The organism is Flexivirga alba (assembly GCF_042661025.1).
Taxonomy (GTDB): Bacteria; Actinomycetota; Actinomycetes; order Actinomycetales; family Dermatophilaceae; genus Flexivirga; species Flexivirga alba.
Genome location: NZ_JBHSWH010000001.1, coordinates 1,084,960 through 1,100,137, shown reverse-complemented (window position 1 = coordinate 1,100,137; position 15,178 = coordinate 1,084,960). Strand labels below are relative to the sequence as shown.

General features: G+C 67.4%; 14 protein-coding genes, 2 tRNA genes and 1 pseudogene. 11 read left to right on the top strand and 6 right to left on the bottom strand.

The features are described from left to right. The first annotated feature begins 4 nt into the window (after positions 1-4). The 3 genes and pseudogenes from ACFQDH_RS05385 to ACFQDH_RS05375 all read left to right on the top strand — a co-directional run bounded on the left by ACFQDH_RS05385 (position 5) and on the right by ACFQDH_RS05375 (position 1,918). Entirely contained in the window at positions 5-700 is a 696-nt protein-coding gene (locus ACFQDH_RS05385; protein ID WP_382399193.1) for an alpha/beta hydrolase, read from the top strand. Between the two features lie 187 nt (positions 701-887). Continuing rightward, positions 888-1,223 (top strand): annotated as a pseudogene (locus ACFQDH_RS05380) (peptidase inhibitor family I36 protein); the annotation flags it as partial. Beyond that, positions 1,145-1,918, top strand: a complete 774-nt coding sequence (locus ACFQDH_RS05375; protein ID WP_382404812.1) for a GH25 family lysozyme — start codon at positions 1,145-1,147, stop codon at positions 1,916-1,918. The pseudogene ACFQDH_RS05380 and the gene ACFQDH_RS05375, both read left to right, overlap by 79 nt. A gap of 65 nt (positions 1,919-1,983) precedes the next feature. Here the strand turns inward: ACFQDH_RS05375 and ACFQDH_RS05370 are convergent, their stop codons facing one another. After that, on the bottom strand, positions 1,984-3,303 hold the full coding sequence (locus ACFQDH_RS05370) for a lipase family protein (protein WP_382399191.1): 1,320 nt from the start codon (positions 3,301-3,303) through the stop codon (positions 1,984-1,986). A gap of 205 nt (positions 3,304-3,508) precedes the next feature. On the opposite strand from ACFQDH_RS05370, the gene ACFQDH_RS05365 reads away from it, so the two are divergent. The 8 genes from ACFQDH_RS05365 to ACFQDH_RS05330 all read left to right on the top strand — a co-directional run bounded on the left by ACFQDH_RS05365 (position 3,509) and on the right by ACFQDH_RS05330 (position 11,882). Continuing rightward, positions 3,509-3,916 carry a hypothetical protein gene (locus tag ACFQDH_RS05365; protein WP_382399189.1) on the top strand — a complete coding sequence of 136 codons (408 nt, stop codon included), beginning with the start codon at positions 3,509-3,511 and terminating at the stop codon, positions 3,914-3,916. Next, positions 3,913-5,385, top strand: a complete 1,473-nt coding sequence (locus ACFQDH_RS05360; RefSeq protein WP_382399187.1) for a sensor histidine kinase — start codon at positions 3,913-3,915, stop codon at positions 5,383-5,385. The genes ACFQDH_RS05365 and ACFQDH_RS05360 overlap by 4 nt, the downstream gene beginning before the upstream one ends. Before the next feature lie 3 nt (positions 5,386-5,388). Then, on the top strand, positions 5,389-6,174 hold the full coding sequence (locus ACFQDH_RS05355; RefSeq protein WP_382399185.1) for a hypothetical protein: 786 nt from the start codon (positions 5,389-5,391) through the stop codon (positions 6,172-6,174). A 294-nt stretch (positions 6,175-6,468) separates the two neighbouring features. Then, entirely contained in the window at positions 6,469-7,752 is a 1,284-nt protein-coding gene (locus tag ACFQDH_RS05350) for an IS110 family RNA-guided transposase (RefSeq protein ID WP_382399183.1), read from the top strand. Positions 7,753-7,838: 86 nt separating this feature from the next. Next, positions 7,839-8,861 (top strand): UDP-glucose 4-epimerase GalE, encoded by a 1,023-nt coding sequence (gene galE, locus ACFQDH_RS05345; RefSeq protein ID WP_382399181.1) that lies wholly within the window; start codon positions 7,839-7,841, stop codon positions 8,859-8,861. A gap of 60 nt (positions 8,862-8,921) precedes the next feature. Then, on the top strand, positions 8,922-9,323 hold the full coding sequence (locus tag ACFQDH_RS05340; protein WP_382399179.1) for a response regulator transcription factor: 402 nt from the start codon (positions 8,922-8,924) through the stop codon (positions 9,321-9,323). Next, entirely contained in the window at positions 9,320-10,429 is a 1,110-nt protein-coding gene (locus ACFQDH_RS05335; RefSeq protein WP_382399177.1) for a HEAT repeat domain-containing protein, read from the top strand. The genes ACFQDH_RS05340 and ACFQDH_RS05335 overlap by 4 nt, the downstream gene beginning before the upstream one ends. 13 nt (positions 10,430-10,442) lie before the next feature. Beyond that, positions 10,443-11,882 (top strand): glycosyltransferase family 2 protein, encoded by a 1,440-nt coding sequence (locus ACFQDH_RS05330; RefSeq protein WP_382399175.1) that lies wholly within the window; start codon positions 10,443-10,445, stop codon positions 11,880-11,882. Between the two features lie 66 nt (positions 11,883-11,948). On the opposite strand, the gene ACFQDH_RS05325 is transcribed toward ACFQDH_RS05330, so the two are convergent. From ACFQDH_RS05325 to ACFQDH_RS05305, 5 genes are all read right to left on the bottom strand, one after another. Next, a complete protein-coding gene (locus ACFQDH_RS05325) occupies positions 11,949-13,988 on the bottom strand; it encodes an ATP-binding protein (protein WP_382399173.1) in 2,040 nt (679 codons plus the stop codon). A gap of 53 nt (positions 13,989-14,041) precedes the next feature. After that, positions 14,042-14,467 (bottom strand): response regulator, encoded by a 426-nt coding sequence (locus ACFQDH_RS05320; RefSeq protein WP_382399171.1) that lies wholly within the window; start codon positions 14,465-14,467, stop codon positions 14,042-14,044. Between the two features lie 274 nt (positions 14,468-14,741). Next, a tRNA-Ala gene (locus ACFQDH_RS05315) sits at positions 14,742-14,813 on the bottom strand. A 33-nt stretch (positions 14,814-14,846) separates the two neighbouring features. After that, a complete protein-coding gene (locus ACFQDH_RS05310) occupies positions 14,847-14,981 on the bottom strand; it encodes a DLW-39 family protein (protein WP_382399169.1) in 135 nt (44 codons plus the stop codon). A 31-nt stretch (positions 14,982-15,012) separates the two neighbouring features. Beyond that, positions 15,013-15,089 (bottom strand) — tRNA-Ile (locus tag ACFQDH_RS05305). Positions 15,090-15,178 lie beyond the last annotated feature (89 nt).

The window sequence follows — 15,178 nt, the reverse complement described above, 5'->3', positions numbered from 1 at the left end:
GGCGTTGCGCCGCAACAGCGAGTGCCGGGTCTACCTGCCGGCCCGTTTCCGCACCACGCATTCCTATCCGTTGCTGATCGTCCACGACGGCGACGACTACCTGCACTACGCGGCGATGAAGACGGTGCTGGACAACCTCATTCACCGGCTGGACGTGGCCGAGACGGTGGTCGTCTTCAGTAACCCGGGGGACCGCAACAAGGAGTACGCCAACTCCGTGCAACACGCGCGCTTCATCGCCAAGGAGTTGTTGCCCGCACTTGAGGACGAATTCCCTTTGGTGGCAAAGCCTTCCGGTCGTTGTCTGATGGGGGCGTCATTCGGTGGCGTCGCGAGCCTGTCCACGGCATACCGCTATCCGGACCTCTTCGGCTCGCTGCTGGTGCAGTCCGGATCCTTCGTCTTCACCGACATCGGTGACGCCCACGACGGCGGCGAGGTCTTCGACCCGGTCGTCCGTTTCATGAACCGCTACCGCGCGAAACCGCGCAAGGTCGCCGACCGGATGTTCGTTTCATGTGGAACGTACGAGCCGCTGATCGTCCCCAACCGGTCGATGGTGCCCGTCTTCGAGCGAGCCGGCATGCGAGTCCGGTATGTCGAAGCACGTGACGGCCACTCCTGGGAGGACTGGCGCGACCGCCTGCGCGACGGCCTGTCCTGGATCTACCCAGGCCCGCAGAAGTACGTCTACGAGTAGTAGTAACAAGGTCCAGCGGATCACCTGATCAACGCAGTCGGGGTCCCCGCGAAGTATCGGAGGAGCGGAGCGGGGGAGAACTTCGTGGGGTGACGCTGCGAGGTGCTCGCAGCGCGGTCGCAGTGGCATCGCAGCGCTGGTCGGCACGCTGACTCCTGTTCGCATTCGGACCCAGGAGGAGACCATCATGCGCAGGACAAGTTTCAAGCTCACCGCCGCGTTGGTCGCGGCACCCACCCTGCTCGTCGGCATCGGTGCCCTGGCCGCACCGACGGCTCACGCGGCGACCGCACGAAATGGCGTGTGTGAGTCCGGCGAGTTCTGCCTCTACTACAACTCGGGTGAGGCCGGGTCGCTCTCCGATTTCACCACCTCGATCAGCGACTACGGCGCGACCCAACCCAGTTGCTACGACTTCAAGGGCGCCGGTGCCGGCAAGGGTCTGTGCGTCAAGAACCACGCCGCGTCAGTGTGGAATCGCACGAGCAAGACGGTCACCGTCTACTACAACTCCGGCTACGCCGGTCACGCCCAGAATTTCGCCGCCGGCGCCAAGGGCAACCTGGACGCAACGTTGAAGAACAACAACGCGGGGCACCGCATCGGCGCAGCACCGGCGACCGTGCGCGGCATCGACGTCAGCAACAACAACACGACGATCAACTGGGCGAGCCAGCACTCCGCCGGAGTGAAGTTCGCCTACGCCAAGGCCTCGGAGGAAGCACCTGGACCGACCCGACCTTCTCCCGGAACTACAACGGCGCCCGGTCCGCCGGCATCATCCGCGGCGCCTACCACTTCGCCAACCCGGCGGGCGCGTCCGGCAAGACCCAGGCCGACTTCTTCATCAGCCACGGTGGCGCCTGGCGAGCAGACGGCTACACGCTGCCGGGCGCGCTCGATGTGGAGGGTAGTTGCTACAGCAAGACCCCCGCTGCGATGGTTACCTGGATCAAGGCCTTCGTCGCCGAATACAAGCTGAAGGAGGGCCGCACGCCGGTCATCTACACCAACCGCGCATGGTGGCAGGACTGCACGGGCAACAGCACGGCCTTCCACAGCAGCGCGCTGTGGTTCGCCCACCCGACCACCGTCGGCACCCTGCCGGGCGGCTGGACGAAGCAAACGATCTGGCAGTACGGCGCCTCGGGCGGCATCGACCAGAACAAGTTCAACGGATCCGCGACCGCATTGAAGGCGTTCGCCAACAACAGCTGACCGCACCCGTCGACGCCCCCACCAGAGCACAGCCGGTGGGGGCGTCGGTATGACGGGACAGTGCGTCAGCTTCCGACATACACCTCGGGCGCCAGCGAGTTGCCCTGGGCGATCGACCCGCAGCTGCTCGGTGCGGCCTTGCCGGCGAAGCGGTCGTTGACCCAGCCGATCGTCGCGGCCGCCCACGGCAGGGCGGTGCCGACGTGCGAGAGGAAGTTCTGCTGCTGGTATTTCACCGTGGTCCCATCGGCGCAGTACTGCCGCGCCAGGGTCCGCACGTCGCCGGCGATCATCACGCCGTCACCGGCGCCGATCCCGGGCTTGCTGCCGGACGTGCCCTCGAAGAACCCACCGGCGCCCTGCTCGATGAACATGGGCGTCGTCGGCGACGGACGCTGGCCGAGGTTGAGCTTGTTGACCGCGTCGACGAACGGCTTGACCGAGTTGGGGTTCGCATACGCCGGCTTGACCATCTGTCCCCAGGTGATGAACGGGTTCGCCAGCAGCCCCTCGGCGATCGAGTCGTTCTGCACGCCGTCCATCACGGCCTGCCCCTTGGTGGCCAGGTATGACGAGAAGTCGATCCCGAAGGATCGCGCGACGCCCGCGACGGCCATCGGCGCGACACCGGCCCACACCGGTGCGCCGGACACGTATTTCAGGTTGTGCGCCGGGTCGACCAGCAGCCCGCCCTCGGAGGCACCGACCAATCGCTTGTTGACGTCCGGTGCGTATGACGGGGCCAACGCCGCCGCCCAGTTCGTGCCGATCGCGCCACCGGAGTAGCCCATCATCGCCAGCTTGGTGCTGGTGTTGATGCCGGTCCCTGTTGCGGCACTCGCGGCGCGGATCGAGTCCAGGGTGGTCATGCCGTACTCCGGACCGGCGGCGAAATCGGCGGTCGGCCCTTCCGTATCGGGCACGACGACGGGGTAGCCCTGCAGCAACATCGGTGCGATCAAGGCGGTCTCGACATTGGGAATGACGCCGCCGGGGAACCGCTGGTTGCCGGCGATCACACGCGACGGGCTGTCGGCGACGCTCAGCGAGTCGTAGAACGACTGGTAGGACACCGCCTGGCCGGTCTTCGCCATTCCCGGTGGCTTGATCACCGAGGTCACATTGGCGATCGGCGCACCGGCGGCATTGGTCGAGCGGTAGAGGATCTGCTCGACCTTCAGCGGAAGCGCGATCCCGAGCAGGTGGTAGTCGATCGTGCGCGTATCGAGCACCGCCCCCGGTGCGTATGACGCCAGCGGCTCGCTGCCGTGGTAGCTGAAGAAGTCGTCGGTCGTCGCGTGGGCCGGGGCGGCCGCGAGACCGCCGATCAGACCTACCGCCAGCGTGACGGCGGTGAGTGCTTCGAGAGTTCGCGTGCGTTGCATCGTCAGGGATTTCCTTGTCGCGAGGGAGTGAGCGGGATCACAGTGCCCGGGAGACAAGTTACTGGTGCGTAAGTTAGTTGTGCAAGGGATCATGTTCGCTGGCGAGCCGTGTCTGGACGTTATGGTGAGAACTCCCGCAGTAGTGGCGCCGGGGCGCGCGACGGTGCGGATGACAGGTGCGAGGACTGCAAGTAGGGGGCTGGGCATGACCGGCACGACGTGGGAAAACGACGCACTCCGGCGGCTCAGCGCGCTAATGTCTCGCGCCGCAGCGCAGCCGAGCCTCACCGAACTGCTCGACCTCGTGACGTCCGGTGTCGCGGACATTGTCGGCTTCCAGGTGGCCGCCGTGAGCCTCCTGCAGCCGGGGAACGAATTCGAGGTCGTCGCGGTTGCCGGCGATGATGAGGCCAAGGCCCAGCTGATGGGCGCTCGCACCCCCTCGCCCAGATCGAGCACGAGTTCGCCGACGCAGAGCGATGGGGCAACCTCCGGTTCCTTCCGCACGACCGGCTGCCGGCCGACCATGTCACCGGCTGGGTGTCGTCGGCGCGGTCCACCGCGCACACCGGCTCACTCGACTCTGATGCCTGGCATCCCGAGGACACCTTGATCGCACCGTTCCTCTCGGCGTCCGGGTCGATGCTCGGTTTCGTGTCGGTCGACCTGCCCTACGACGGACGACAACCGGGCGACCTCCGGCGGGGAGTGCTGGAGGTCTTCGCCGCGCAGGCAGGTATCGCGATCAGCCACATGCGCGAGCGGGCCGCCCTGGCCGAGCGCGACCGGCTGGTAGCCGCGGTGAGCTCGGTGGTCCGGGCGTCGCAGCAGTCGCTGGAGATCGATCGCATTCTCACCGACACGATCGGCGCGGTGGCCGAGGGATTGCGCAGCCAGCGCATGTGGGTGCGGGTCTTCAGCGATGCCGACGATGCAGGCGGCCACGGTCACCGGCGACAGTATCCCGACGACCTGTCGGCCGACGTCTCACCATCACTGGCCGCGCTCGCCGGTCGTATGGCGCAACACTGCTGGCTGACCCAGCGAGCAGCGATCGTCGCGCACCGACACATGGAGCCGCGCGAGGCCCTCACGGAGGACGAGGCGAGCATGGTGCTCGACTTCATCGCCAGTATCGGATCGCACTCCTTGCTGCTGGTGCCGCTGGGTGCCGCGACCGAGTGCGTCGGCTACCTGGTGATGACCCGGGAGGCCGCGTCCCCGACCTGGAGTCCTCAGGAGGTGGACGGCGCCATGGAAGTGGGTCGCGACCTGGGCCGCTCGGTGCTCAACGCCCGCCTGCTCGAACGGGAGCGACACCTGGTCGACGTTCTCCGGGAGACCGACCGGGCCAAAAGCATCCTGCTGTCGACGGTGTCCCACGAGCTGAAGAACCCGTTGACGTCGATCTTGGGGCACGTCGAGGTTCTCGCCGACGACGTCGCCGGTCAGCCCGACCGGATGGTCAACAGATCCCTCGACGTGATCGAGCGCAACTCACGCCGGTTGCTGTCGCTGGTCGAGGAGTTGCTGTCCTTCTCCCGCCTCAGTGACCCAGACCGGCCGCTCGAGCGTGCGACCGTTGACCTCAGACAGGTGATGGCCGACACCGTCGACGTGCTGTCGCCGCTGGCATCCGCCGGCGGCGTCCGGATTGAGGTCCAGCTGCCGGCCGGCGGACTGGCCGTCGAGGCGGACGAGGACCAGTTGACCGCGTTGGTATTGAACCTCGCCAGCAACGCCGTGAAGTTCAGCCCACAGGGTTCCACGGTCCGGCTCAGCGCCCACCCGGTGCCCGATGCGGTGGAGATCCGATGTACGGACGAGGGCATCGGCATCTCCGAACAGGACCAGCGTCTGCTGTTCGGGGAGTTCTACCGCTCCAGCAACCCCGCGGCTCATGAGATCGCCGGCACCGGCCTCGGGCTGAGCATCGTCAAACGCATCGTCGAGCGACACAGGGGGCACATCGAGGTCTCTTCCCGGCTCGGCGAGGGCAGCACCTTCACCGTCACGATCCCGTCCGCCTACCTCGTGCACGACGACGTGTCGGCGACCGACTCCACGTCGCGGCCCTCGTGAGCAATGCCGCCCGCTGACACCGCGGCGGCGCGCGCCATGTGGGTCTGGTCCGGGCCGGATCCGGAGGTGCTCGTCGACTTCGCCCGATGCAAGGGCGTTGCCACGTTGTTCGTGGCGGTCTGTCCGGACGTCGCCACTTCGCCGGACCTGCCGCGCCTGCGGCGGCTGACTGCGCTCGCCGACGCCGTCGGCATACGCCTGGACGCCCTGGGTGGTGAGCCGCACTGGGCCACGGACCACGCGGCTGCCTCGGCGTGGGCACGTGCCGCGGCCGGCACAGGCCTTTTCACCGGCATTCACGTCGACGTCGAGCCTTATGCCCTGGCGGCCTGGTCCGGCTCGGCATCTCGCGCCCGATTGGTGAGGTCATACCTCGGCCTGCTCGATGCGCTGCAGCAGGAAACACATGAGACCGGGCACACTCTCGAGGTGGACGTTCCATTCTGGTGGCAGACGGTCCCCGTAGGCGACCACACCTTGGCGGACGCCGTGCTCACCCGGGTCGACGCTGTCACGGTCATGAGTTATCGCGACCGGGCCACCGGCCCCGATTCGATCACCGCGGTCGGCGCCGACCTGCTCGAGCGCGCAGCAGCGGCGCAGCGACCGGTTCGGCTGGCTGCGGAGACCAACCCGGTCCCCGACTGTCCGTCGTGCACCTTTGCCGGCCGCACCGCCAGTGAGTTGCGGGACGCCTTGGCCGAGGTCGACCGGGCAGAAGCCTCCACACCGGCCTTCGCCGGCATCGCCGTGGAGGACTACGACGGATGGCGTGCGTTGCGCGAGTGACGCAGTGCCGAGCGAACCGATCATGTGTCGTCTAGCCAAAGTGCCCCTGTCGGGGCGCCCGTTCCGGGCTGAGAATGGTGTGGTGGCCGCCCGGTCGACGCCGTTTTCCCTATGGTCCTGTGAGGCCGTCGTCTAGCCGGGTGGGGAACCGTGTTGTGGGCCCTTCAATGCTGCCGATCCAGGACTCCACCGGAGTCGTGGTGTGAGCGCGAGGACTAGATTCGCTTGATGCCCTGGCAGTTCCCCCGGGCGGTCACACGTGCCAGTGACCGAACCGACAGAAGGGAGCAGGTGATGGTCTTCGCAGAATCAGAGGACGACGAACAAATCATCGAACGGGTCGCCGCGTTAGACATCGGCAAGGCAGAGGTCGTGTGCTGTGTCCGGTTGCCCGCACCGACGGGCAAGAAACGTCGGATCCAGGAAGTCACCACGCATTCGACGATGGTCGGTGCGTTGAGCGATCTGGCGCAGCGGCTGGTCGACCTGAGGATCCAGCGGGTGGTGATGGAGGCCACCAGCGATTACTGGCGGCCACCGTTCTACCTGTTCGAGGCCCACGGACTGGATCCGTGGCTGGTCAACGCCAAGGACGTCAAGCATCTGCCCGGGCGCCCGAAGACCGACGTGTTGGACTCGGTGTGGTTGTGCAAGGTCGCCGAGCGTCAGATGCTGCGCCCCAGTTTCGTGCCGCCGCCACCGATCCGCCGGTTGCGGGACCTGACCCGCTACCGGGTCGATCTGGTCGGGGTGCGCGGCGCGGAGAAGAACCGGGTGGAGAAACTGCTGGAAGACGCCTGCATCAAGCTGTCCGTGGTCGCCTCGGACATCTTCGGGGTCTCCGGGCGGGCGATGATGGCCGCGATGATCGCCGGGGAACGCGACCCCAGGAAGCTGGCTGACATGGCACGCTCCCGGATGCGACCCAAAATCGGCTTGCTCGAGGAAGCCTTTGCCGGCCTGCGAGTGGGCACCTTCGATGCGCACCACCGGTTCTTGCTGACTCGGATGCTGGCTCGGATCGATGCCGTTGATGCCGACATCGCGGCAGTGGAGGCCCAGATCGAGCAGCACTTGGCCCCTTTCGGTGATGCGGTGGCACGACTGGCTGAAATCCCCGGGATCAAAGCCACCGCAGCCGCGATTATCCTCGCCGAGATCGGGACCGACATGACCCGGTTCCCCACCGCCGGGCATCTTGCGTCGTGGGCCAAGTTCGCCCCAGGAATCAAGTCCAGCGCGGGCAAGAACAAGGGCAACGGTTCCACCGGTCACGGCAACCGTTACCTCGCCCGGGTCCTGGGCGAGGCCGCTGTCGGCGTCGGCCGGACCGACACCTTCCTCGGTGCCCGCTACCGCCGCATCGCCCGCCGTCGAGGCAAGAAGAAAGCCATCGTCGCCGTCGGCAGATCGCTCCTGGTGATCATCTGGCATCTGCTCGCTGACCCCGACAGCCACTTCAAAGACCTCGGCGCCGACCACTACGACAGCCACGTCTCGACCGCAGCCAAACGCCGAAACCACGTTCGCGGCCTGGAAGCCCTCGGCTACCACGTCACCATCGAACCAGCAGCCTGACAGTCCAACTTGGCAAACCCCGGACTCTCTGCCGAGTAACTGCCGCCTGCCTGGTCACCTTCATTCTCGGACTAGGGTCGGGCACCATGCGGATCCTGCTTACCGGTGGCGCCGGCTACATCGGATCGCACACCACCCTCACGCTGCTCGAGCACGGCCACGAGATCGTGATCGTCGACGATTTGGTCAACAGCAAGCCGTCGGTGCTGGATCGCCTGGAGGCATTGGCAGCCACACGGATCCCGTTGCACGTCTTCGACCTGCGCGACGAGGACCGGCTCGATGCGCTGTTCGCGCAGGAGCGGCTCGACGCGGTCATGCACTGCGCCGGGCTGAAAGCGGTCGGCGACAGCGTCACCCGACCCTTGGACTACTACCGCAACCACCTGGACAGCACCTTCTCGTTGCTCACTGCGATGGCCCGGCACGGGGTGTCGCGGCTGGTCTTCTCCTCCTCGGCGACGGTGTATGGCGAGAACGCGCCGCTGCCGTGCCAGGAGGACCACCGGCCGTTGTCGGCGACCTCGCCCTACGGGCAGACCAAGGTCATGATCGAGCAGCTGCTGACCGACGTGGCCGCTGCGACCGACGGCCTCAAGGTGGCGCTGCTGCGCTACTTCAACCCCGTCGGTGCGCACCCGACAGGACAACTCGGCGAGGACCCGCAGGGCACGCCGAACAACCTGATGCCGTTCATCGCTCAGGTCGCGGTCGGACGACTGGACCGGCTGCGAATCTTCGGTGCCGACTACCCGACGAAAGACGGCACCGGTGAGCGCGACTACATCCACGTGATGGACGTGGCCACCGGACACCTGCGTGCCCTGGAGCATCTGGACGCTATGCCGGAGCCGGCCCGGGCGTTCAACCTCGGCACCGGCACCGCGACTTCGGTGCTGCAGCTGCTGGGTGCCTTCGAGCGTGCCTGCGGGCGTCGGCTGTCGCATGAGGTCGTGCCGCGGCGCCCGGGTGACGTCCCGGCCAACTTGGCCGATCCGCGCCGCGCGCACGACGAGCTGGGCTGGCGTGCGGTCCACGGAATCGACCGCATGTGCGCGGACACCTGGCGATGGCAGTCGCAGAACCCCACCGGCTATCCAGACCGATGAGCGGAGATTGGGTGCTCTGCTGTGGCGGTGCGCGCGGTCCGTGACGGATAGGGTGAACCCGTGGTGGAGGGAGCGAGTGAAGAGGCGGGCCGGATTGATGTCGTCGTCGCCGACGATGATGACGACATCCGCGACCTGGTCGAATTCAAGCTGACGCAGGCCGGGTATGCCGTGCGAGCATGCGGCGACGGTGTCGAGGCGCTGGAGCAGATCCGGGAGAACCCACCACGACTGGCGGTGCTCGACGTGATGATGCCGGGGTTGTCCGGCCTCGACGTGCTGCGGACCATCCGCGCCGACGAGCAGCTGGACGGCGTGCGAGTGGTGCTCCTGACGGCCCGGTCACGCGACAGCGACGTCGATGCCGGTTTCTCCGTCGGCGCCGATGATTACGTCAGCAAGCCGTTCAGTCCGCGCGAGCTCGTGCACCGGGTCGCCGGGTTGCTGGGGCGGGGTGCGTGACAGCACCGTCCCACGTCAGCAGCGAGCAGCTGTACTTCGTGGCGGTCGTCGTACTCGGCCTGTGCCTGCTGCTGGCGGTCGTCGTGGTGCTGAGCAAGCTGATCACCACGCATCGACGGACCGCGACTCAGGCACGGCTGGCGCCGTTGCGGCCCCATCTCCTGGCGGTGGCATCGGGGGAGGACACCGACGGAGCCGCCCGTGCCCGGCTCATCGCGCACCGTGACAGCCGTGGTGAGTTGGACCGAGCACTGGTCGGCGTGCTGACCAAGGTGCGAGGGGCGCCTGCCGATGCACTGGTGGACGTGCTCCGCGAGCGTGACGCGGTGACCAGCACATTGCACGCGAGCCGCGCGTCGTCGAGTGTGCGTCGCGCACGCGCCTTCCGCACCCTGGGCCTGCTGCGCGACGCGGACCTGACCACCGACCTGCTGCGCGGTTTGCACGACCGCTCACCGGAGGTTCGGCTGGTGTCCGCCCGGGCGATCGGAGCGGTCGGACCGCCGGCCGGCCCCCGTGCCGCGAGTGCGGTGCTGCGAGCCGTGCGCACCCAGCGGACGCACCCAGGTGTGGCGGCCGGCACCGCCACCGATGCGCTGGTCCGCCTGGGTATCACCTCCGAACCAGCAGTCCGTGACGGCCTGACGGACGACGACCCGGGCGTCCGTCTCGTCGCGGCCACCGTGGCCGGTCGTGGCCTGTTCATCTCATGTGCGCCGCAGCTGACCGGGCTCGCCCGCACGGACCCGGACCAACTGGTCCGGGTGGCCGCCACCGACGCCCTCGGCGAGGCGGGTCGGGCGGATGATTGTCCTGTGCTGGTCACGCTGACCTCTTCCGACGAGCCCGCCCCGGTGCGTCGTGCGGCCGCGCGGGCACTGGGCCGCCTCGGCACACCCGACGCGGTCGCCGCACTGGAGGTGCTGCTCGGTGACGCCGACCGCGGCCTGGCGGCAGCGGCTGCCACCGCTCTGGGCGACTCCGGCCCCGGACGTGACACGTTGACTCGCGCCGCCGCAGATCCCGACCGCACCGCTCCGGCGGTCCGAGCGGCCAGGGTCACCCTCGAATTGCTACGGCTGCGCCGCGGAACGGATCGGGCGTGAACTGGGGGCGCTGGTGGACGGGCTGCGCGACGGAGTGGTCACGACCCTGTCCGTCGTGCAATGGCCGGTCCTGATCTACTTCCTGGTGATCAACACCTCGTACCTGATCCTGATCGGCCTGGCCGCGTGGGATTTTGTGCACCACCTGAGGCGTGTCGAACAATCCGGCCGACCCGAACGCATCGCGGGTGACTACGCACCGTCCGTGACGGTCGTCGTGCCGATGTACAACGAGGCCGCCGGCATCGTCTCCTCGTTGCAGTCCCTCCTGGCACTGCACTACCCGCACCACGAAGTCGTGGCGGTCGACGACGGCAGCACCGACGACACCTTCGCCGTGCTCGAGCGGGCCTTCGACCTGGTCCCGGTGGGGCGCGAGATACCCACCGAGGTGCCCGTCATCGCGCAGCTGCTCTCGGTGAACATTCCCCGCGACGGGCGGACACCGCTGACCGTCGTGCGCAAGACCAACTCCGGCCGCTCGGACGCGGTCAATCTCGGAATCAACGCAGCCAATACCGATCTGGTCGTCTTCGTCGACGCCGACTCCATCCTCGATCCCGACGCGCTGATCACGGTCACCGTCCCGTTCGCCGACGATCCGACCCGGACCATCGCCACCGGCGGCGTGGTACGTGCCGCGAACGGCAGCCGGGTCGTCGCCGGCCGACTGGTCGAACCCCGGGTCCCACGCCAGTTGCTCGCCCGGATCCAGATCGTCGAATACCTGCGGGCGTTCCTTCTCGGGCGCACCGGCTGGTCGCGACTACGTGCTCTGCTGCTGATTTCCGGCGCCTTCGGGGTCTTCCGCCGGGATGTGCTGGTCGAGGTCGGCGGCCTGGACACGACCAGCATCGGTGAGGACTTCGAGCTGGTGATGCGGGTGCACCGAAAGATGCGTCGTGAGGGCCGCGACTACCGCATCGAGTTCGTCGGTGAACCCGTGTGCTGGACCGAGGTCCCCTCGACCACCAAGGTGCTGCGGAAGCAACGCGCCCGGTGGCATCGCGGCCTGTGGGAGACGCTGTGGAAATACCGCGGCATGTTGGGCAACCCGCGCTACGGGCGCCTCGGCATGATCGCGCTGCCCTTCTACTGGGCCTTCGAGCTGATCGCGCCCTTGCTGGAATTCGGCGGCCTGATTCTGATGATATTGGGCCTTGCCCTCGGTGTCGTGAACGTTCCCTTCGCGATCCTGTTCATCCTGATCGCCTACGGCTACGCGATCCTGGTGACCCTGGCCGCGATGACGGTCGAGGAGTTGACCTTCCACAAGTACACCCGCTGGCGCGACCTCGGCTCGTTGGTGACGGCCGCGGTGGCCGAGAACCTCGGCTACCGCCAGCTCACCGCCTGGTGGCGGCTCCAAGGCTGGTGGGCCAGCTTGCGCGGCAAGAAGCAGGTCTGGGGCACGATGACCCGCGTCGGACTCGGCGACAGCACCGACAAGTAGTGGCGGCGCGAGATGGCCGGTCGACCTGCGATGAATCGGTCACCCAGCGACCGACAGCAATGCGTCCTACCGAGGACTAGGTCCGGACGCCGGGTGGTGTGCCGTCCGGGCGCTGAGGCGACGACGTGGTTGCTCGAGCGGCAGCTCGATCCGGAAGGTCGTTCCGACACCTTCGGCGCTGCTCATCGACAAGGTGCCGTGATGGGCCTCGACGATGGTCTTGACGATCGTGAGGCCGAGGCCGACGCCGGGTATGGCACGCCCCACGGCCGTTGATGCACGGAAGAACCGTTCGAACATCAGGCCCTGCTCATCGACGGGGATGCCGATGCCGGTGTCGGAGACCTCGATAGCGACCCCCGCGCCCTCCGCGGTCAGTTTCAGGTCCACCCGCCCGCCGCCGGGCGTGAACTTGATGGCGTTCGACAGCAGGTTGTCCAGCACCTGCCCCAGTCGTTCCGGGTCGGCCGTCACCGGCGGCAGCTGTCCGGGCTGCAGCCGAAGGCTGATGTTGCTCGCTGTGGCGCGAGGCTGCGCCGCCTCGACCGCGGCAGCGGCCAGCACGGCGACGTCGACCGACCTGAGGTCGAGGGTCACGCTGCCGGCATCGATCTGCGCAGTCAGCAGGAGATCTCCGACGAGACGTAGCAGTCGATGTGCGTTGCGGTCGATCGTGGTGAGGAACTGCACCTGTGCGTCGCTCAAATTGTTCGTGTCGTCGAGCAGCATCTCCAAGAACCCGATGATCGACGTCAACGGGGTGCGCAGTTCGTGGGACACGACCGCCAAGAACTGGTCTTTGAGGTTTTCGGCGGCGCGCACCTCGGTCAGATCACGGGTGATCAGGCTGAAACCACGCAACCGCCCAGCCGGGTCATGGATGGCGGTGAGCACGACCCCGGCCCAGAAGACGCTGCCGTCCTTGCGAGCGATCCAGCACTCCTCGGCGAACCTGCCGTTCTCCGCCGCCTTCGCCAGCTTGTCATCGAGGTCGTCGCGCACGGTCTGCCCGGGTGGGTAGAGCACCGAGACGTGCTGTCCGACGATCTCATCGGACTCGTACCCCTTGAGTCGCTGCGCACCGGTGTTCCAGGTTTGTACCCGACCATCCGGACCGAGCATCAGGATGGCGTAGTCGACGGTGGCGTCGACCAGCAGACGAAGTCGTTCCTCACTGTCTCTGACCGCCTGCTCCGCAGCACGGCGATCGGTGACGTCGTGCATCGCCATGACCGCTCCGAGCACCCTGCCGTCAGTGCGAGTGATGCGCTGGCAGCGAATGACGGCGCGGCGCAGCGGACCTGCCGACGGCGCGACCGCGACCTCCTCGTCGTGCACCCGCTCGCCACGCAGGGCACGCGCCAAGGGGGCGTCGTCGCCGAGGATCGGAGTCACGCCGTCAGCGGCGAACAGTCGGTAACCGTCTCCGGCGTCGTCCACCGCAGCGTCGCCGGTGGGCTCGGAGCCGTGGATGGCGCGGGCCGCATTGTTGGCCAGGCGGGGCCGGCCGCCCGCATCGCACGCCGTGATGCCGACATCGACACTGTCCAGCACCGCCTGCAGGAAGATCGAGCTCACCTCCAGATTGTCGGCACGGGACCGCTGCTCCTGCACGAGCCGATGCACGGCGTGACCGACGATGCCGGCGAGCACCGGCCACAGGATCACGCGGGTCCATTCTCTGGCGGGATAGTCAGGCGCGCCGATGACCAGGATCGGCGCGAGGAAAACGACACCCGCGCCTGCGATGGTGAGCGTGAGTTGCCGCCAGGTGCCGTACAGAGCGACCCAGAGCACCGGAAGGATGATGAGTGCGGAGAGACCCGAACGGCTTGCCCCGTCGGCATCGCGCAGCAGAGCGGCCACCGCGAGAAACGCCAGAGGCACGCTGCCCTGCGCCCACGTCGGCAACCGCGTCCAGGGCACTGTCACGACCGCGACGCCGAGCACACCGGTCAGCGCCAGGGCTGCGACCAGCGTCGACATACGCACGTCGTGCCCGGGCAGTCCCAGGGTGATGAACGCAACGACGGTGGCGGCGGCGAACGGGAGGATCCGCCGAGCACGGCCGGGCCCGACCAGTGGACCGTGTGAGCCCGTAGGCACCGCGTGGGGTGGGCTCGGACCCTGCCGCACACCGCTCGCGGGCCTCGTCGGCCTCATTCGGAGTTCTTCACGTTCAGCGTCGTAACAAGCTCCTCGAGCTGGCGCCGGGTGAACGGCTTGGGCAAGACGGCGTCCGCGCTCGGCGGGTAACTGTCACTGTCGAGCACCGAGGTGATGACGATGCGGCAGTTGGCGGTGGACGGGTCAGCGCGCAGTGCCGTCATGACGTGCTCGCCGGTCATGCCGGGCAATCGCAGGTCGATGATGGCGATGTCCGGACGCTCGAGTCGCGCCGTGCGCAATGCCTCTTCGCCGGTGCCCACGCCGATCACGCTGCAACCCAGTCGCCGCAGGTGGGAGCTGAAAAGAGCCCGGGTGTCGGCGTCGTCCTCGACAAGGAGCACGCGCGGCCCCTCCGGTAGCGAGCCACCCGGTGAAAGCCCGGACGACTCGGCGCAGTCGTCGTGGTGATGGGTCATGGTTTCCTTCAAGGTCTGCTTCGGATGCGGGACGGTGTCCTGGAAGGTGTCGATTGCAGGTCTCGAAAGGCCGAATCATGTTGAGTTGATTCAGGATACGGGAGCGGCGCGGCTGCAGCGCCTTTCTGCGCGGACGAATGACAGAGACTGGCGGGTCGGTGGAGTGCGACCTGCGCATCACAGTGTGGGGGCAGTCGGCCCTACCGTCGGCGGCATAGAAAGAAATCCCGAGCCGCACGATGCGAACTCGGGACCTGCTCGGGTGGGATGAAAGTGGAGACTAGGGGCTCGAACCCCTGACCCCCGCCTTGCAAAGGCGGTGCTCTACCAGCTGAGCTAAGTCCCCGGAGCTGATGGCCGCCGGCGGCGGCCGATCAGATCACTTGTTGGTGTCGCCCGGCTTGTCGGCGGCTTGCGCCCACAGGTCCTTGGTGTCGTTCTTCTGGGCGAGCTTCTGCTTGGCGGCGACGGCCAGGCCGGCGAGGCCCAGCAGGACGACGAGCTTCTTCAACATGTTTGGCTCCGATCGGCTGCGGGACGGTGGGTGGTGGGCCTAACAGGACTTGAACCTGTGACCTCTTCCTTATCAGGGAAGCGCTCTAACCGACTGAGCTATAGGCCCGTGCACCGTCCGGCGCACTGCAGCAGAATGCCGCAGGCGCCGGACGAGAGTATCTCACCGCAGGGGGCAGAACCAAAACGAGATCGTAT